This is a genomic window from Congregibacter variabilis, from assembly GCF_045689235.1.
Taxonomy (GTDB): Bacteria; Pseudomonadota; Gammaproteobacteria; order Pseudomonadales; family Halieaceae; genus Congregibacter; species Congregibacter variabilis.
On record NZ_CP136864.1, the window covers coordinates 1,731,376 to 1,750,201 of the forward strand.

14 protein-coding genes are annotated in these 18,826 nt (G+C 52.3%); 13 read left to right on the top strand and 1 reads right to left on the bottom strand.

Translation table 11 applies throughout. The features are described from left to right. The first annotated feature begins 28 nt into the window (after positions 1-28). From R0135_RS07655 to R0135_RS07675, 5 genes are all read left to right on the top strand, one after another. Complete coding sequence (locus R0135_RS07655) at positions 29-2,041, top strand: acyltransferase family protein (protein ID WP_407349662.1); 2,013 nt, start codon at positions 29-31, stop codon at positions 2,039-2,041. Positions 2,042-2,738: 697 nt separating this feature from the next. Then, complete coding sequence (locus R0135_RS07660; RefSeq protein WP_407349663.1) at positions 2,739-3,356, top strand: hypothetical protein; 618 nt, start codon at positions 2,739-2,741, stop codon at positions 3,354-3,356. A 127-nt stretch (positions 3,357-3,483) separates the two neighbouring features. Then, a complete protein-coding gene (locus R0135_RS07665) occupies positions 3,484-3,777 on the top strand; it encodes an HPr-rel-A system PqqD family peptide chaperone (RefSeq protein ID WP_407349664.1) in 294 nt (97 codons plus the stop codon). Next, complete coding sequence (locus tag R0135_RS07670; protein WP_407349665.1) at positions 3,770-4,696, top strand: HprK-related kinase A; 927 nt, start codon at positions 3,770-3,772, stop codon at positions 4,694-4,696. Before R0135_RS07665 ends, R0135_RS07670 begins: the two co-directional genes overlap by 8 nt. A 2-nt stretch (positions 4,697-4,698) precedes the next feature. After that, positions 4,699-5,796: a nucleotidyltransferase family protein gene (locus tag R0135_RS07675; protein WP_407349666.1), complete on the top strand. Its 1,098-nt coding sequence runs from the start codon at positions 4,699-4,701 to the stop codon at positions 5,794-5,796. Positions 5,797-5,868: 72 nt separating this feature from the next. On the opposite strand, the gene R0135_RS07680 is transcribed toward R0135_RS07675, so the two are convergent. Next, entirely contained in the window at positions 5,869-8,433 is a 2,565-nt protein-coding gene (locus R0135_RS07680; RefSeq protein ID WP_407349667.1) for a VanZ family protein, read from the bottom strand. A 167-nt stretch (positions 8,434-8,600) separates the two neighbouring features. Between R0135_RS07680 and R0135_RS07685 the strand changes: the two genes are divergently transcribed. From R0135_RS07685 to R0135_RS07720, 8 genes are all read left to right on the top strand, one after another. Then, on the top strand, positions 8,601-9,224 hold the full coding sequence (locus R0135_RS07685) for an acyltransferase (protein WP_407349668.1): 624 nt from the start codon (positions 8,601-8,603) through the stop codon (positions 9,222-9,224). 203 nt (positions 9,225-9,427) lie between these two features. Continuing rightward, positions 9,428-10,327: a GNAT family N-acetyltransferase gene (locus R0135_RS07690; RefSeq protein WP_407349669.1), complete on the top strand. Its 900-nt coding sequence runs from the start codon at positions 9,428-9,430 to the stop codon at positions 10,325-10,327. 8 nt (positions 10,328-10,335) lie between these two features. Beyond that, complete coding sequence (gene xrtA, locus R0135_RS07695) at positions 10,336-11,865, top strand: exosortase A (RefSeq protein ID WP_407349670.1); 1,530 nt, start codon at positions 10,336-10,338, stop codon at positions 11,863-11,865. A gap of 425 nt (positions 11,866-12,290) precedes the next feature. Further along, positions 12,291-14,471: a hypothetical protein gene (locus R0135_RS07700; protein WP_407349671.1), complete on the top strand. Its 2,181-nt coding sequence runs from the start codon at positions 12,291-12,293 to the stop codon at positions 14,469-14,471. A gap of 17 nt (positions 14,472-14,488) precedes the next feature. Then, positions 14,489-15,460 (top strand): glycosyltransferase family 2 protein, encoded by a 972-nt coding sequence (locus R0135_RS07705; RefSeq protein ID WP_407349672.1) that lies wholly within the window; start codon positions 14,489-14,491, stop codon positions 15,458-15,460. Beyond that, positions 15,457-16,626, top strand: coding sequence for a glycosyltransferase family 4 protein (locus tag R0135_RS07710; RefSeq protein ID WP_407349673.1), 1,170 nt, complete (start codon positions 15,457-15,459; stop codon positions 16,624-16,626). The genes R0135_RS07705 and R0135_RS07710 overlap by 4 nt, the downstream gene beginning before the upstream one ends. Next, positions 16,616-17,614: a hypothetical protein gene (locus tag R0135_RS07715; RefSeq protein ID WP_407349674.1), complete on the top strand. Its 999-nt coding sequence runs from the start codon at positions 16,616-16,618 to the stop codon at positions 17,612-17,614. Before R0135_RS07710 ends, R0135_RS07715 begins: the two co-directional genes overlap by 11 nt. Positions 17,615-17,683: 69 nt before the next feature. Then, on the top strand, positions 17,684-18,826 hold the full coding sequence (locus tag R0135_RS07720; protein WP_407349675.1) for a glycosyltransferase: 1,143 nt from the start codon (positions 17,684-17,686) through the stop codon (positions 18,824-18,826).

Here is an 18,826-nt window from a genome sequence, read left to right on the forward strand (position 1 = left end):
ACTCAAGGCGTGTGAAAGAATATAAGGCATGATGTATCTTTCAGTATGGATAGAAAAATCATACACCGTATCGCTACTCACCTCACCCACTGAAGGCACGCGTTCCTTGAAATACCGCCCCGAAATCGATGGCCTTAGGGCCATCGCTGTAATCCCAGTGATTTTTTTTCATGCTGGCTTAAATATTTTTAGCGGAGGGTTCGTTGGCGTTGACGTTTTCTTCGTTATCAGCGGGTACTTGATTACCACATTGCTTATTGAGGACATTCAAGGCGGCCATTTCAGTATTGTACGGTTCTATGAGCGCCGTGCGCGACGGATATTACCCGCATTATTCTTTGTAATGCTGTGTTGCATGCCATTCGCGTGGGCCTGGATGTTGCCAGTCGAAATGCGAGACTTTTCCGAAAGTCTAATCGCAGTCAGCTTGTTTGGATCCAATATCCTCTTTTGGCAAGAGAGCGGGTATTTCCAGTCCGCTGCAGAGCTAAAGCCACTGCTTCATACGTGGAGCCTGGCTGTCGAAGAGCAGTATTACGTAGTGTTCCCATTATTTCTCATGTTTACATGGAGTATTGGGAAAAACCGAGTGCTTTTGCTGGTGCTCGGACTTGTATTAATAAGCTTTCTTCTTGGTGAGTGGGGCTGGAGATACAAACCGGACGCCAATTTTTACCTTGCCCCTACACGCGCTTGGGAGCTATTAGTTGGCTCTATTACCGCCTTTTTTGTTCAAAGGCGCGGTGTTCGCGCAAACAACACACTATCTCTGTCTGGCTTGGGCCTCATCTTAATCGCAATTTTTACTTACACGGACGAAACTCCCTTTCCTAGTTATTTTGCGATCGTGCCCGTTTTAGGAGTTGCGTTACTAGTGCTGTTTGCGAGCAAACAAACTATTGCAGGACGCATACTCAGCTCTAGGCCACTGGTATTAATCGGCCTACTGAGCTATTCCGCCTACTTGTGGCATCAGCCACTGCTTGCGTTCGCGCGAATTAGATACACCGGAGAAGCCATCGAGATCCTGATGATCGCCCTGAGTGTGGCTGCGATCGGACTTGGCTACCTAAGTTGGCGCTATATCGAAAAACCCTTTAGAAATAGTAGCTTTTTAAGTCGTAATCGCGTCTTCGCCATGTACATTTTAGGATCCCTCTTTTTTGTCGGAATCGGTGCATACGGACACTTTTCAAGCGGAAAAAATATAAGGAGTGAGAATCTTGCAAAGGGATTTTTACTTCAAAATAGGTTGAGTTCTAATCAGGGGCTTCACCCCGATTGCAGCGGCAATAACCCGGATTTATTAATGAACTGCCAAACAACTGATCAACCAAGGGTATTGGTGTGGGGCGACTCTTATGCAATGCATTTGGTAGACGGTATAAAAGCCTCCAGTGGACAAATTGGCTTAGCGCAGCGCACGCAATCAGTGTGCGGGCCCATACTGGATATCGCTCCGTTGAACTCCAGGTACCCAAAAGCATGGGGTGAGAAGTGCATTGAGAACAACGACCGAGTGATCGATTATTTGGAGCGCTCCGCTGGCATAACTCACGTGGTAATGAGCTCGCCTTATATGGGGTACGTTGGCCAGGAAAAAACCGTGCTACTCAGGGATGGCACGACTACTCTTGGTGTTCACGTAACGAAATCCGCGCTGCTAAAAACAATTGCCAGAATCAAAGAACTTGGGAAAACACCGATAATTGTTTCACCAACGCCTCAGGATGGTTCAGATATCGGAAAGTGTCTCGTTAGAGCAGAACTTTTCCACGCTGCGCTTTCAAACTGCGACCTCATATTCAACAAAGGTGACTATGGAAATCAGTTGGCATTCGACCTACTAGAGTCAGTCGAAGAGTCCGTCAATGTGATCTGGCTTGATGATTACCTCTGCTCCAATCGAAGATGCAGCGCGGCATTAAACAGTGTTTTTATATACCGCGATCATGGTCATTTATCTAAAGAAGGGGGGCGTTATGTGGCGAAGTTAATCGGGTATCGTCAAGTGTTGAATGATGCGGGGGACTTACTTTGACCAACACGCTAACTCGCCACAGGCTTTCACTTATAGGTTTTCTAGCCGATGCTGACCGATGCTGACCCCTCTCAGCGTCGGGCCTACCCTCTGGCGGGCCTATCTTGTTCCAGCCGTCACACTTGGAAAGATGGCTTTCCAGTTATGGGGCGACAGATAAACAGGATCTGGCTGCCTGGCGGAATAAAACGTCAGCTTTCTTTACACTTGCAGCGACTCTAGCCCTCTAGCAACGCCAATTGCCTTGTCATAACTAGCTCTCGATTAAGCCCCCCACCATTGAGGCAAGCTTGCTCACGTGGAGCATTCACTCCCAGGTCATCATAAAGAGAAAATATACTCATATTTATCAATATGTTACGCGCAATCGGAACGCATCCTACGGTGATAAATGTGTCGAGTCATTTCTAGTTTGCCGGCCAAATAAACACCTGACGCAAACAAAACCAACATTTGGCTTGATAATTGCATTATTTCCCCCGAGTCTGTGTCACTGCCAATTACCATTTACAGAAGGATGTGACACAGTTTGCAGTTGGGCTTAGGCGATGATTAGCCCGGTGGCGCTTAGTGATATCATCGCAGAAATGCTCGAGCGGGTGACGTGAACGGTTTTCGTCTCCGCGAGAGACACAAAAAAACGGCACTTTTGCTCAAAACCGCAAAAGATGGCTAAGAACGTAATAGGTAGCAAATTATGGAAGACAAGCAGATCGCAGCACCAGACCTAAATAGTGAGGCTCCTGAGGAAAAAGGCGCGTTGCGGCGCAGAAAGCTACTAGCCCTGAGCAGCAGTGCGTTAATAGCCACCTCCGTTAGCCGCCCGGTGTGGGCCACGGGAGCTGCTTGCAGCCCCTCAGCATTGGCCTCCGTAAGTGCTTCTGGCGTTCAGGAATATCAAGGCTGTAGTAAATCTGCTGGATTCTGGAAAACAGAAGCCAGCAATCGTCAAGCGGAAGCATGGCCCATGCCCGCAACAACCCCCTTTAATGCTGTTTTTACCACGCCGATAGTTCCCGCAGGAGCTACTACACCTCTGTATCAAGGCATGACAATCGGGCAGGTAATAGCCTTTGGCGGAAACAACCCTGATCCAGCACCTGGGAACTTCGCCTTTGGCTTTCACCTGATTGGCGCGCTTTGCAACGCTTTTGCGTTCCCTGCAAGCCCAGCCGGGGGGTTCAGCATGACCGTAGATCAGGTTAAGGCACTTTTCAATGGCCTCCAGGGCGGTGATGAAAACGACTTTCAAACGGTGAAGGGTATTCTCGAGGCTGCGAATAATGAGTTTGACGGGGACTACTCTTGGCTCTAGTAGATCTGCGTAGTCACTCAGACGTCGGGAAGGAGTTAGGGGTAAAATAGGCCGCGGCTCGGCGCTGCGGCTGCAAACGTTCTTGAAAGGCAGTTCCCTGTGTTAATCAATCAGAAGCCGCTGCGATATGGTCGAGCAATCTGGACCAATCCCCGCAAAGGAGCCAGCTATCATTCATCTTCGTACCGACCAAGTTGAATGGCGTGTTTGGGATGACTGCGCGGTAGTATTTGATCCTGCTAATGGAGACACACACCGTATCGACGCACCAGCAGGCGCCCTTATCCAGATTCTGGAGCAATCAAACCCGATGGTGACGGGCGAATTAGTCAGGCGAGCCACCCTGCTGGGTTATTCTCAAGACTCAGTCAACAGCGCATTAGATGTGCTGGAAGCGTTAGACACGGTTTCTTGTGACTGAACCATCATTGGAAGAACTTACATCCGCTCAAATTCGCAAACAACTGGCCGGCAAAGGCCTGTCATTGCGATTAGGGGCTTTTGTGTTCTCCTTACGATCTTCGGTGCGGGAGTTGGACGAGTCGCTGCGTCAACAGTATGCCCGGCACCGCGTCGCAAGCAGCGATTCATTCATAGACTTCAGCGTCCGCGTTCGCCAATCACCAGGCCCGCGCAGACTGCTAAAACCTCAAGCCATTTTCGAAGTTGAGGGCCAGCGTCCCTTCCACCCCATGGCACGGTCTCAGGCTTTTGCGCTTTTTGAGTGGGGCCTGAACTGGTGTATCTATAGTCACTGCCACCACCTATTGATTTTTCATGGTGCCGTTCTCGCCCAAGGAGAACACGCGATACTGCTTCCTGCACCGTCGGGATCAGGCAAAAGCACTCTTTGTGCGGCCTTGATGCTAAGGGGGTGGCGCTTATTATCCGACGAACTCATTCTCCTCGATCCGGCGGATGGGACACTGACTCCAGTGTGCAGGCCAGTGGGGCTAAAAAACGAATCCATCGACGTTATCCGCAACTTCTCACCCAACGCTGTACTTTCGAATCCTGTGCACGACACATCCAAGGGTACCGTTGCACATTTAGCGCCAACGGCTGGAAGCGTTGCACAGGCGAACACAAGCGCTCAGCCTCGCTGGCTGGTGTTTCCCAGATTTCTGGCAAACAGTGAACTGCAGGTCGCACCTATTAAAAAAACATCAGCGTTCATCCGGCTCATGCGCAACGCTTTCAATTACAGCGCACTTGGCCTCACGGGGTTCAACGCACTTAGCAACCTAATTGATCAGGTTGATGCATACCAGATCACTTTCGGCGATCTAAATAGCGCTGTCCACTGGTGTGACCAACTTGTGAAAGGCAACGACAAATAAAGATGTCACCCTCGCCGCCGATTCTGACCAAAATCATTCTCCAACCGCACTTTGTACAACAGCTTTGTATTAAGGAATGGGAGCAGCTTATCCATCAGGCTCGAGCGGCTTCACTGCTTCCGCGGCTCGCCGTAGTTCTCAAGGAGCATGGTCTTTTTGAGACGGTCCCTCAAGTCGCGCGACGGCACTTGATAGGCGCGCTCAACATCCTTGAGCGACAACAAATCGCCGCTGCCAATGAAGTCCACTACCTCAGGCTGGCGATGTCTGATGCTGGACTACCTCTGGTGCTTCTAAAAGGCATGGCCTATGTCGCCGCCGAAGCACCGCCGGGACGAGCGAGAATTTTCTCTGATTTTGACATTTTGGTACCTAAGCACTGCTTGGGCCAAGTGGAACAAACCATGTTCGACCATGGCTGGCGAGGTGATCATCACGATGCATACGACGAGCGCTACTACCGAGAGTGGATGCACGAACTACCGCCCCTTATGCATCGTCAGCGGCGCAGCGTCCTCGACATTCATCATAGTATTACACCGGAAACAGCACGGATAAAAACAGACAGCTCGGCGCTCCTAGAACGAGTTGTCCCAAGCTCTCGCTTTAGCGGAGTCTGGACTATGCAGCCCGCCGACATCATTCTTCACTGCACAGTGCACCTGTTTAACGAAGGGGAGTTCGAGCGAGGACTCCGAGATCTATTTGATCTGCAAGATCTCGTGGAATACTACCTTCAGGAGCCCGACGACTGGCAGCAGCTACATAACCGCGCTTTGGAACTCGGCCTCCAAGAGCCTCTGGCTCACGGTATGAAGGCTATCGAAAATCAGTTCAGCGACTATCGAACCTACGCGGGCCCGGATGCAAGATGGCAGCAAGCCACATCAGCGCGAAGCCGCTTTGTTGACAACCTGCTCCATCGAGTTTTGATCCCACCTCACGAGTCCTGCGAGACCCCGATGACGGCCTTAGCAAGACTGCTACTCTTCATCCGGGGGCACGCTATGAGAATGCCGCTGCGCTTGCTGATTCCTCATTTGTTCCGTAAATGGCGGAAGAGTATGAACCTACTCCGAGATCCGGACGCCCCCGTCTAGCCGTGGTCCGCGACGAGGCTAAGGCTTAGAGATCCCTCTTTATCAATTGACCGAGAGATCGTCTATTTGCACTCAGTCAGAGTCGCTCATAAGCTCGATCATGAATTGCCCCAGCAAGCGTCGTGCCGCGCGCGAGGGACTAACCGAAGCGGATGAGGCAAGACTACGAAGAGCAGCCTCGGCATCGGCCGATAGGGGAAGCGTCACCTTTTCGAACTCTCCAGCAGCACCCCCCCCTCTTTCGGACAGCGATGTCGTGGCATATCCCTCAAGTTGGGACAGCCCACGTTCACTCAGAAGCTGCTCGACTATGCGCTGAAAGGTTCCACCTAAATCCGAGTCGAGCTGCTTGGCAAGCTCGCTGATAAACTGTTGCTGCTCGATTGTTATGTTTACGGACAAGGCTGAAAAGGCAGCAGCTTCAACGCGCTCAGACTCACGTACCACATCACCTGCCTCCAAAGAGATTTTATCGTTGCCCTTCACGCCGGGGCGGGCCCCATGGAGCATACCAATTGCAGCGGCCACCCCTGCACCAAGACCTACCACACCTACCACGTACACCAAGCTCCAACGGATCATCAGGGTCTCCTGCGGCAATAACTGCTTGCGGTCCGGCCCAAGAAGAAACTGCACTCCAGAAAAGACACTACCGTATTTGTGTACCTGAGGCTCCAGCCCCTGATTTAGAAGCCACCAGCTAAGCGGTATCGATATTGGAAACAATATCGCCGTGACGAGGCGCTCATCACCTCGACTCAGCGCCGCTCTACATGCCATATAAGCTAGAAGAGCGGTCAGCGCATAAAGAAAGCCTCCTCCACCGAGTCCGTAGGTACCCGGTCGAGCGATAAGCTCATTCAGGTTGTCTGTAGATGACCAGTCAAAAGCAATCGCCTTGGCCAGCCAAAGTGCGGGAATCGAGAGTAAAACAAAACGTAATACCGAGACTTTAGGCAGGAGTCGTATCCTGCAAAAGACGATCAGAAAAAAGGTCAGTGGGGCAAAGAGCGCACTAAACCGGACCGGGCGCTCAAAAAAACGAACGAAACCTGGAGAAAACAGGTTTTCAAACAGCCAGACTCCGGTCGGTCCCCAGATCTGCTCCTTCGTTACGTAATAGAAAAGGTTCGTACTACCGGCGATATCACTGATACTTTCCTTCGTCACAGCAAAACCCAGCAAGAACAATGTAGTGGAGCCCGAAATCAGTAGCGCAACGGGCAAGACCCAAGCAACGTCGTACCGATAAGGCCGTAAAAAACGATTGGCAATGGGAGCCGCTGCCCCCAGTGAAAGCCCACCGATAACAAAAAACACGCAGGCCAGAAACGATGTGCCACCCCGCAACAACTCCTGCACGTTATACGGCACACCCGGAAGCCGCACTGCGGCGTAAACTACCGTTGCCGCTAGCAGCACTAACAACATGAAGCCAACCAAGAACATACTCTTAGCTGGTTTTATCGATTGCCGGGGCCGTTGTCTCGGTGTGCTTCCCCGCTGTGTGATAGAAGTACTGCCGGCACTCCTATCAATAAGCGGCATTACCCAAGCAATGAACAACACCCAAAGCGGATCGCTAATCGAGCTTGACCGCCCTGGAATCCAAAGCTGTAGTAGCTCAAGCCCCAACACGAGAAGGGCAAGCGGGAGACCAAAACCACGTCCTAGTAAACCCAACAGAAGTGCAAACAAATACAGGCGTGGAAGCAGGCTTTGGAGGTTCTCCAGCATGTTTCGCCCCAACAAATCGGCAAAGGGGACAAAATTAAACGTGCCGGCGGATGACGCGACCTCGAAGGGGCGCAGTGCACCTAGGAGACAAGCAATCACCAAAGATGCGACTACCAAAATACGATGTCGGTAATCGTCACTCACCCGAAGAGCTTCAGTAGCGAGCAGTGCGGCACCCACCCCCAACAGTAATTCCATGGTTAATTGCTGCGAAAGCACAAGAACTTTGCCGGCAACCACCACCAGAACGAGCAACGCAAGAACACTCCCACTATGCCGACCCAGATCACTCAAACGAAGCAGATAACCCACTGTCATGGCCGGTGCGAATGCCAGCCAGACAGCCGCAAACTCGATACCATCCCGGCCCATCAAAGGCTTGAGGCTACTCTTGGCAAAGCCTATATCCAGAGAGGGTACAAAGGGAGGAAGCTCCGACACCACCCATAACAATGCGAGCAAGAAGGGAATGGGCTTGACCAGCAAGCGCGCTGCACGAGGTTGATAGAGACGCCGCCCCCATAGCCCAAAAACAAACCCAACGAGAAGGCCCACGGTGTTCCACAGCACATCGCTCAGTACGGGTATACGACCAGCCACAAAGACTTGGAACACCTGCAATAGCAATGCGAAAAGCACACAAAGCGCCAGAAGTCCGCTGCGGCAGGAGTATTTGTGAGGCCCGATCTGTGCGACACATAGACCAACCGGGATGAAGAGGCCGACATTACCAAGCAAATCAGGTATGGAACTGGGTCGAAGCAGCGATCCTGCAAACGAATGCCAAACCCCCAAAGAGGGACTTTCATACGTGAATGGGTAGAGTGACCCATACGCAATAAGTAAGAGACAGATACCTAGAGTTCGTCGGGCCGATTGTTCCAGAAGGTCGATGTTCATGCGGCCACTCGCGTGCAGCACAGCACGTTCCCGTCCACAAGTATCGATTGTGCTTTGCCCATTAATCGATCAGCTGTGCGCATGTTTCCTTCACCTGTTCGCCGTAGCACAGTATGCTTCGGGATCGATAGATGTAAAAGAGAACCGGGATATCCCGAAAGCCAAAATTGAAGACCACACTCAAATCTAGTCTGCAGATCGTAGCATTGGCGATCGCGCTTCCGCTTGCGTTGATTGAGCGTCTCTTGCGCCGACTTGGCGACATGCAGGCGTTTGCAGGCTGCTCCCATTTCCTCAGCTTGTTGCCCGGCCGCACGGGAAGTTATCTTCGCGTGGGATTCTACCGTCTCACGCTCGACCGGTGTGCCGCAGATATGTATATCGGCTTCGGCAGCATCTTTTCACAGCAGCAGACGACTCTCGCATCGGGTGTGTATATCGGGCCTCAGTGCAACATAGGGGCATGTTCCATTGGCCAGGACACACTTGTAGCAAGCGGCGTACACATTCTCAGTGGCGCAGCACAACATCGTTACGACGATCTAAACGTTCCTATTCGCGACCAGAACGGCACTTTTTCTCCTGTGAACATCGGCAAAGACTGCTGGATAGGCAATGGGTCTCTCATCCTGGCCGACGTAGGCGACCACGCCATCGTCGGAGCCGGCTCGGTAGTCACTCGAACGGTGCCGGCTTATGCGATAGTCGCAGGAAATCCGGCCAGAGTTATAAAATCGCGTCTTGATAACAGTAACAAGGAGCCTATCAAGCGCGAGGCCTCTGAAGGTTGAAGCCCACAACACCCAGTGAACTAACGGTAGAAAGAATCGCGAACCTTAAAGATTTACCAAGGCTCGCCGAACACTGGGAAAATCTTGCTAATACGTACGCTCATAACCCGTTCCTGAAATGGCCCTGGATCTGGACATGGTTAGAAACCCTACGCGACCCCGCTCTCCTGCTGAAAGTCAGCAGAGATGGGGGTGTTCGATCGATGGCCATTTTTGGCACGCGACTGGAGCGCCGCCGCAGCATCTGGGCCAGCCGCGTTTGCCACCTTCACCAAAGCGGCCATGCGCAACTTGATCAAATCTGGATTGAATACAACGGTCCCCTGACGATGGAGCCAGACCCGGCGGCTTGCTTGAATTCGCTGACATCCCACTTGCTGAGTACCGGCGCTAGCGAGGAGGTACATCTTTCGATGATCCCCCTCGAACACGCGTCAAGCATACTCACCATGCCCTACAGCAGAATTCTTCAGCGTGTAACGGGATGGCAACGAGACCTTCAATTAATCCGCGACAATGGCGGCACTGTTCTCAGCGCATTCAGCAGCAACACTCGCCAGCAGATTAAACGATCACTGCAGCGGTATGTAGAGCTACACGGCAAACAGTGTTTAGTGGAAGCAAAAGACAAATTCGAGGCCGTAAGCTGGTTGGAACAGGCAGCACATTGGCATCAGGATCGCTGGCCTGACAGTGGCTTTAGTAACGAAGAGTTTGTGCTGTTTCACAGAAAACTGATTTTGCGGACCTTTTCAGAGGGTGGCACAAGGATTTTTAGAGTAACCTTTGGTGACCATACGATTGGTTATTTCTACTTCCTTACAGATGGGATGCGCGTGTACTTCTACCTCCAGGCCATCGAACCCCCGGTGCACAAACATTTAAAGCCGGGTCTCGTAGGCCACGCAATGCTTATGCAACATTTCCTCGACGAAGGCGCACAATGCTATGACTTCATGGGAGGAGACAGCCAATACAAACGGCAACTCGCCGATAAAGCGAGTGAGTTTGTGGTCGTAAGGGTGCATAACGGCGCGCTGAAATACCGTGTGGAGGACTGGATACGTCGTCTTAGAGATGCGGCGCGCTCTGTATTTCCATGAACGATTTCATGAAAGAACTCAAGGCAAGGCGCGAGCTCTGGCCCATTTGGACGGCATGCATCGTTCTGCCCGCCGCCCTCTACACAATTTCAGCTTCTATGGTGCGCGTCTGGATCTCAAACGAGACTTTTACCCATGGATTCCTCATTATGCCCATCGCACTGTGGCTGGTGTGGTTAAATCGCTCTCAACAAATTAGTAAGGTTGGGCCGGATTTTCGCGCACTGCTGTTTTTAGTGCCCGTTGTCGGATTGTGGATAATAAGCGAAGCAGTAGGCGTTGCTGCGGTGGCACAGCTCAGTCTGGTCGCCCTGATAGGTCTTAGCGTTTGGCTGTTTGCCGGCTCATCCGTAGCTAAGACCCACGCATTCCCACTCGCCTACCTTTTTTTTATGGTTCCTTTGGGACAAGCACTGATACCCCCGATGATGGAATTCACAGCGGATTTCACGGTTAGCGCCATCATCGCTTCAGGCATCCCGATCTATCGCGAGGGCCTGACCTTCTCACTTCCAAGCGGTAACTGGTCAGTAGTTGAGGAATGCAGCGGTGTGCGCTATCTCATCGCTTCCGCGGCTCTGGGTACTATTTACGCTCATCTTACGTACCGATCTTTATGGAAACGCGCGCTCTTCATTCTCGCTGCTCTAACCGTCCCGATCTTGGCCAACGGACTTCGCGCCTACGGCATCGTAATGCTGGGACATTTCAGTGGCATGCGCCTGGCCGCCGGAGTCGATCACCTGCTCTATGGTTGGATTTTTTTCGGGGTCGTTATTTTTCTTATGTTTTGGGTGGGCGGCTTATGGGCCGATACAACCCAAGATCATGGAAGCCAAATTTCGCCGGTTCAGAAAAACGCCTCCAGAGAGCCAACTACGCAAGTAAACAACGCAAACATCGTCAATGCGGTGGCAGGAATAAGCATTTTTGCGTTTGTGCTTTTGCTTATTAGCCTCAGCTTGACTAGCCGTGGAGAGGCCAATTACGAGGGCCTTTCAAAACCTGCCGCTCCACAGATTGCCGAGTACACAAAATCCCAGGGCGCTGCAAAATCATGGCGTCCTGAGTTCCATAACCCGGACTGGCAGTTCCAGCAGTCCTACGTCGTCAAATCCAGCAAGGTAACCCTTAGTGTTGCCTGGTATGTCGCACAACGAGACGGCGCCGAAGCGGTGTCCAGTCTGAATCGCTTAACCAACCCTTACACAGGTCAGTGGAAACTGACTACTGACGACTGGTTTAAATCAAGCGACGGGATATTTAAGGAAAACGAACTCCGCCTTGAAGCACAAAGACTGCTGGTCTGGTCTCGCTATCGAGTCGGCCCGTATTACGAATCGAACCCATATTTGGCCAAGGCTTGGCAAGCAATGGCGACACTTCACGGGCGGCATGATGCCGCAATGCTCGTTCTTGCCACGCCAATCGACACCGATCGAGCCACCGCACAAGCGCGACTGGATGACTTTTGGTTATCGGCAATCGCGCCGGTGAATCTCGCGCTAGATTCGGCTTTAGAGGCAAACGCACAGTGAGCATGTTGGTAGGCTACCTGCGAAACCGCTGCGAGAACTCGTGCGCAAATGGGTCAATCCAGTTCGGTGTCCCACTGCCTAAAAGTTATGTGCACGATGTGCGCTCACTCAGTGTATTCGCCTCAATGGCATCTAGTAACGAAAAGGCACCCTGCGCTGCCCATATAGAGGCAACCGCGCTCTGGCCTGATCGCTCCATCAAATGGCTGCTCATTACCACAGCGGCGACAATTGCGACGGATGAGTGTCTTGCCCTATCGCTTGACCGAACAGCACAACCCGACCACCTGGCAACTACCGGATCAAACGCCCCTGCGTTCGACGACCATACTTTAAGATTTAATTCGGGTGCCGCGAGCTGGTGCGCATCTAAAGATGACGCAGACCTAACGCTCCTCCCTGACGGACACGAGAGCAGTCTTGCTATGAAATTGGTGCTCACAGATCAGGACGGGCGGAAGAGTCAGCCAATAGCAAAGTCTCGACTTGCGCACAGCGAAAAAATCTCAGGTGGGGTCTCCCATCGCGTAGACCTGCGTCGAAGTACCCGCCATCGTATGCACAGTGGGCGCGAGCTAGGAGTATCCGTCGCTTGGCATTCGAGCCCTGCGAGCGGTCTTTCGGAGGCGGCTGTCACACTTCACAATCCCGCCGCCGCAAATCATCCAGAAGGGCTTTGGGATCTCGGTGATCCTGCAAGCGTGCTACTACGCGCGGTCCAGGTCGAAATCACTGTGCCTGAGCACCGAAAAGTCCACCTTGCCATTGATGAGCAAAGCGAGCCAAGACCACTCGCTTGCGGCTACAGCCTAACTCAGTGGTCAAGCGGAGGGGATAACTGGCAAAGCCGTGTTCATCGTGACGCATCTGGTCAAATACCCTTAAAACAACGCGGATTTAGCCTGACCGATGGCGAAAGCGTGCTTGCTCATGGTGACCGTGCTACGCCCACGCTCTATATTGATTTGGACAATACACGACTTGCAATCGCCCCCTGCGAGTTTTGGCAACAGTTCCCGATGCGCGTCGAGCGACACTCTGACCGCATCATTTTTTCGCTTTACGCCGAAGACTGTGCAGGTGTCATGGAGCTACAGGGCGGAGAAAAGAAGACATGGCGGCTATGCTGGCAACCCATGCCCACGGGATCCACTGACCGCATTGCTAAGCTGTACTGGACTCCAGAACCCAGGCACATAGCCAGCTGCAAACTCGAGGAACTGGGCGATCTGGGTAGCGTCGACCCCCGCCTCACCACTATCCTCACCGCCGGTTTGAGCTGTGGCCAAAGCCTGCTTTCGAAGCGAGATGCAATCGATGAATACGGTTGGCGTAACTTTGGGGAGCTCTACGCCGATCACGAGAATGATTTATGTGAAGATGAAGACTATCTGATATCCCACTACAACAATCAGTACGATCCACTCTTCGGCTTGCTCCGCCTATATCTTGCGACGGGAGAATGGGTTTACTTTGAACTAGCAGATGACCTAGCACGACATTTGCGAGATATAGATATCTACCACACCAACCTTGATCGGCCTGAGTACAATCAGGGCCTGTTTTGGCACACAGACCATTATTTGGACGCTGGCACGTCGACTCATCGATCCTACTCTCGCATGCAGCCCAGCAATGCATACGAAGGACACGCCCGAGGTGGCGGCCCTGGTGGACAACATTGTTATACCACGGGACTTTTGTTGCACTACCTGATCACAGGCGAAGCAGCGTCACGCGACTGCCTTTTTGGTCTTGTCACCTGGGTCACTCACGTCTACGAAGGGTCCGGAACCATGGTCGACTGGGTACTTGCCCTTAGGAACCGCCACCGGGGAGATCTGAGAGACCCGCTGCACGGAATGTACCCCCTTGACCGAGGAACGGGGAACTACTTGATGGCACTTCTAGACCTGTATTATCTGCAACAGTGCCCGACGGTCTTGCGCCAAATCGAAAACATCATCGCCGCAACAGTTCATCCAGAGGATGATCTTACTGGCAGAGACCTGGATAACGTCGAACAGAACTGGTTTTATACAATATTCCTACAGGCTTTGAGCCGCTATCTTGAGGTTAAGTCCGCGGAGGGGGATGACGATAGCGCTTTTTGCTATGGGCGTGATGCGCTGTTGCACTACGCCAAGTGGATGGCAGACCATGAAAATCCGTACCTGTGCAAGCCGGAAGAATTAGAGTTCCCGAACGCTACCTGGGTAGCGCAGGATCTGCGCAAGGCTCGAGTGCTCGCGAGCGCGGCCCGCTTGGCGCGAACACCCGAGCTTAGGGAACGCCTGCGCAGAAGAGCGCAAGAGTTCGAAGACTATGTTTTGAACACACTTAAGACTGAGCCGACAACACACTACACGCGAATTCAAGCAATCTTGATGCAAAATCTTGCTCCACCAATGCCGATCGCAACACACCCGGAAACGCTCGAATCGATGTCAGACACACCACCTCTAGCGAAAAGAAACTTTATGTCGGCAGCAGCATTTATTAGTGGACGCCTCTTACTGGCACTTAGATCATTCTCGTTGCGTCGAGAATGGCATGGACTCACGTCGCGCTTTCCTGCGCTTCGTCGATCGCCTCCGCATAGCTGACAGGAATAGCTGCGTAGATGCCTAACCAGACAACCGTAAGTTTTGTGATTCCTCACAAAGGTCGAGAGCAACTGCTCCGCGAGACCCTCTTATCGATCAAAGCTCAGCAAACGACTCTGCTCTACGACGTTCAACTCGTAACGCAAAACACCGAATTAGCCCCGGAAACACTCGCATTGCTCGAGACGATGCCTGTTTTCGCCTCATACGAGGACGAAGCGCTGACGATTTCTGCGCTACGCAACAGGGGTGCGGCGCGTAGCACCGCGCCTTGCCTGGCATTTTTGGACGCAGACATCGGGTTGGCACCCGATTGGCTCGAAACAGTGCATAGACTGCTTACGCAGCACTCTGATTACGCGCTCGTCAGCGCGCATCAATTTTGCGACAGTAATGGGAGTCCGCTTGAAAAGGTACGGACACAATTGAGCAACATGCAGGTTGACACTGATGTGCGCTTCTTGCCTGGGCGAAATTTATTCCTGCATCGAAGCAGCTTTGATGCCGTTGGAGGATTTCCGGAGCACCTGATCACCTGCGAGGACTATTGGTTTACTGAGCGTGTGTCTAAAATTGGGAAACTTTGGTACACGACAGAAACACAATACGAACATTTTGGCGAAGACCGCGACCATCGTGCTATGTTTCGCAAAGAAATCTGGCGTGGCCAGTCGAACTGGGCGTCGATGGGCGGACGAACCATACCCCTAGGCGAATGGCCAAGCTTTCTGGTACCCCCCGTGCTGACTCTCCTTACCCTGACTGTGCCGCTACTGTTGCTTGCAGGGCTCACTCAGACGGCTGCCATCGTGACCCTGATAGTCGCAGCCTGCCTTTGCGCTTACGTTTTACGAGTATGGCAGGCGGGTCGTGGCCGTATTAGTCTGTTGTCCGTGCTGCGATTTTACATCTATTATTTTCCAGCCAGAACTCTAGGCACCCTCGCCGGAATTTGGCCCAAACTGGACACCACTACCCATCAGTCATGAAAACGCCTCTTAACGTTTTGCAGTTTATATGCCCGACCGGTTTCTATGGTGCAGAGCGCTGGATTCTGGCACTGGCAGGCCACCTCGACCCGCAGAAGGTCCGAAGCAGTTTGGCGGTTACAAGCGAGACAGCATCCAAAGACCTACAGCTGGTGCGGGAGTTTAAAGAGCGCGAACTTGGCGACATCGTTGAGCTCTCGATGTCCCATCGCTTCGATCCACAGGTGATAAACCGTTTGGCCGAATTCATCACTAGCCAAAAGATCGACATCATTCACACACACGGCTACAAGTCAGATGTAATAGGCGTCCTGGCCGCGCGACGCGCCGGCATACTGTGTATTTCAACACCCCATGGATTCGAGAATGCCCGGGACCTAAAACTTCGCCTATTTATAAAGCTTGGCTGTATGGCGATGAAACGTGCAGACGCGGTGGTCCCACTATCGGAGGCCCTCCTCGAGGACTGCAGGCATCTACAGGTGCCTGATGAGCGTCTATTTTTTATCCGGAACGGTGTGGATCTTTCGGAGGTAGAAAACGAGCGGCAAAAGCCCAGGCAGTTATCGGGCAAGAAGCGCATCGGATTCATTGGGCAACTGATCAGTCGCAAAAACGTTGACGACATACTCATGATATTTGATCAGTTACGACGGGAACGAGAAGATATCGAGCTAGTCATCGTGGGTGATGGTGACGAGAGAGAGCGCCTTGAGACATTGTCATCTCAGCTTTCGTCGGTAGACGATGTGCATTTTCTGGGCTTTAGGGACGACAGGTTAGCGCTGCTACACAGTTTCGATATTTTTACCATGACATCCACACTCGAAGGCATCCCCCGTTGCCTCATGGAGGCAGCAGCCATGGGCATACCGATAGCCGCCTATGATATCCCCGGGGTCGACCAACTGGTTTCACACAATGAAACCGGACTTTTGGCTCCATTAGGCGATCGGGAGACTCTCTTGAGTCACTGGCGCCGATTATTGAATGATGGGGCACTCGCCCAGCAGCTCTCGGCGACAGCACGTGAAAATGTGAATGCGCATTACGCTGCCAGCCGAATGGCAGAACAGTACACCGATTTGTTTCAGAGACTTTACGACCAGCAAGGTACGACCAAACTGCCGAGCCAGCATAAAGAGAACACGACCGATGTCCGCTAGACCGAATTTACTCTTCGTGCTGTCGATTGACACCGAGGAAGAATTTGACTGGGACGGCCCATTTCCCCAGGGTGATTTTGGGGTAAACAACGCAGCTAAGCTAGCGGATTTTCAATCATTTTGTGGTGCCGAGGGTATTCGACCTAGCTATTTTATAGATCACGCTATGGCAGCTTCGCCTGCAACTGCTCAAGCTCTTCGCGGTGCCGTGGACACAGGAGCCTGCGAGATCGCGGCGCACCTACACCCATGGGCCAATCCTCCGTTTTACGGCGAAACCAGTGAATTTGAGTCTCACGTCGTCAACCTGCCCATCGAGCGCACTGAGGCTAAACTCGACGAACTACTGCACTGCCTCTACAGCAGTTTTGGTGTGTATCCCAATGCATTCCGGACGGGTCGCTGGGGTATTAATGGAGAAATCTTGCGCCTGCTACATCGAAAGGGTTTTCGTATTGACTCTAGCATGTACCCTTTCTACAAGAATCCTTATTTCAACTGCGAGAGTACTCCCCTTGCACCTTACTGGCCCAATTTCGATCAACCAATGGCGCATGGGAGCCAACGCGATCTGCTCGAATTCCCGGTAACTGTCGGATACAACCATGCTAATTACCCCATAATGCATGGGATCTATAAAATTGCGTCGGCACCAAAATTGGAGAGACTGAGGCTTGTAGGTGCGCTATGGCAACTTCGATTAATACGAAAGCTATACCTGAGCCCCGAAGTCAGTACGGGCCAGGAGATGTGCCCTCTAGTGGACTTCGCCATCGCCAACAATCTCCCTACGCTGCATATGTTCCTGCACAGTTCAAGCCTCATTTCATCGGGCAACGGCCTGATGCCCGCGGGTGACCCTATGCAGGAAATCATGGAGAACATCCGGACGTTGCTTGAGTATGCACAATCACGGGCGGAGCTGCAGTTTTGTACTATTAGTGAAGCCGCAACGCTGATCTCTCATCGCCAGCAACTCGCAGCATGAATGTCCTGTCTTTCCTGACCATTTTCATGAGCCCCACTTCTTGACTGCGCAAAAAAAAACAGGCTGTTCATGAGCGATTCGCGGCGCCTACGAGTCATGCACCTAACCTACGATATGCGTATAGGCGGTACCGAGCAGGTGATTCGTAATATCGTTGATGGGGCGGAGAATCGCGGATTAGATATGTATATTTTCTGTATCGAAACTCCCCTTGGGCCATGGGGAGAGGATATGCGCGCCACAGGGACAACAATACTCAGCAAGGCGCGACGCCCGGGCTTTGATCTCAGTCTGGTTAAAGCGATTCGGCGTTGCCTTAAAGACGAGCGAATCGATGTACTTCACTGCCATCAATACACGCCCTGGGTGTACGGTGCATTGGCGGCAGCAGGTCTCGCGACACGCGTTGTTTTTACAGAGCACGGCCGCTTTTACCCCGATACCCGCAGCCTCAAAAGGCGCCTGGTAAATCCGCTTCTGATGCGCCTCACGCGACATGCCACGGCCATAAGCGCGGCAACCGCTCAAGCCCTGATTGACTACGAATATCTGCCTGCAAAGCAAATTAATGTTATTTATAACGGGATCAGGCCGCTTGCTGTAGACAGCGCGGCAACGGCGGAGCTCCGAAGGGAATTAGGTATTCCCCCGGACGCAGTGGTCTTAGGGACCGTGGCACGCTTTGATCCGATCAAAAATCACGCGATGATGCTGCATGCCTTTCGTCGGGTCCAAAATGAGCATTCGAATGCCTATCTGCTAATTGTCGGTGATGGTGAAGAGCGTGCAAACATGGAAAGGCTTATTACAGAGCTCGGTATTACTGAGCAGGTTTTGCTCCCGGGATACATCGCCCAGCCCGAGGTATGGCTAGACGCTATGGATTTATTTCTATTGTCGTCTCTCAGCGAAGGTACATCGATGACTCTTCTGGAGGCCATGAGCTTGTCGAAACCCTGCGTGGTAACTGACGTCGGGGGCAACCCGGAAATCGTGATACACAAGCAGACCGGGCTGGTGACCACTAACAATGATGAACTCGCCTTTGCGAACGCTATACTGCGGCTTCTGAACGAAAAAGGACTTCGAGAAATGTTTGGCGCGACGGGACGCAAACGATTCTTAAATGAGTTCACCAGAGATGCCATGAATGACCGATACGAAACCCTGTATCGCGAAAACATTGCGGGTAGTTGTGATCCTGATCACTAA

What these genes read in the sequence shown, in the direction of transcription:
- R0135_RS07700 (WP_407349671.1), top strand. Translation starts at nt 12,291, where the DNA reads ATGAAATTGGTGCTCACAGATCAGGACGGGCGGAAGAGTCAGCCAATA.
- xrtA (WP_407349670.1), top strand. Translation starts at nt 10,336, where the DNA reads ATGAAAGAACTCAAGGCAAGGCGCGAGCTCTGGCCCATTTGGACGGCA.
- R0135_RS07710 (WP_407349673.1), top strand. Translation starts at nt 15,457, where the DNA reads ATGAAAACGCCTCTTAACGTTTTGCAGTTTATATGCCCGACCGGTTTC.
- R0135_RS07705 (WP_407349672.1), top strand. Translation starts at nt 14,489, where the DNA reads ATGCCTAACCAGACAACCGTAAGTTTTGTGATTCCTCACAAAGGTCGA.
- R0135_RS07655 (WP_407349662.1), top strand. Translation starts at nt 29, where the DNA reads ATGATGTATCTTTCAGTATGGATAGAAAAATCATACACCGTATCGCTA.
- R0135_RS07720 (WP_407349675.1), top strand. Translation starts at nt 17,684, where the DNA reads ATGAGCGATTCGCGGCGCCTACGAGTCATGCACCTAACCTACGATATG.
- R0135_RS07665 (WP_407349664.1), top strand. Translation starts at nt 3,484, where the DNA reads ATGGTCGAGCAATCTGGACCAATCCCCGCAAAGGAGCCAGCTATCATT.
- R0135_RS07690 (WP_407349669.1), top strand. Translation starts at nt 9,428, where the DNA reads ATGGCCATTTTTGGCACGCGACTGGAGCGCCGCCGCAGCATCTGGGCC.
- R0135_RS07715 (WP_407349674.1), top strand. Translation starts at nt 16,616, where the DNA reads ATGTCCGCTAGACCGAATTTACTCTTCGTGCTGTCGATTGACACCGAG.
- R0135_RS07660 (WP_407349663.1), top strand. Translation starts at nt 2,739, where the DNA reads ATGGAAGACAAGCAGATCGCAGCACCAGACCTAAATAGTGAGGCTCCT.
- R0135_RS07675 (WP_407349666.1), top strand. Translation starts at nt 4,699, where the DNA reads ATGTCACCCTCGCCGCCGATTCTGACCAAAATCATTCTCCAACCGCAC.
- R0135_RS07680 (WP_407349667.1), bottom strand. Translation starts at nt 8,433, where the DNA reads ATGAACATCGACCTTCTGGAACAATCGGCCCGACGAACTCTAGGTATC.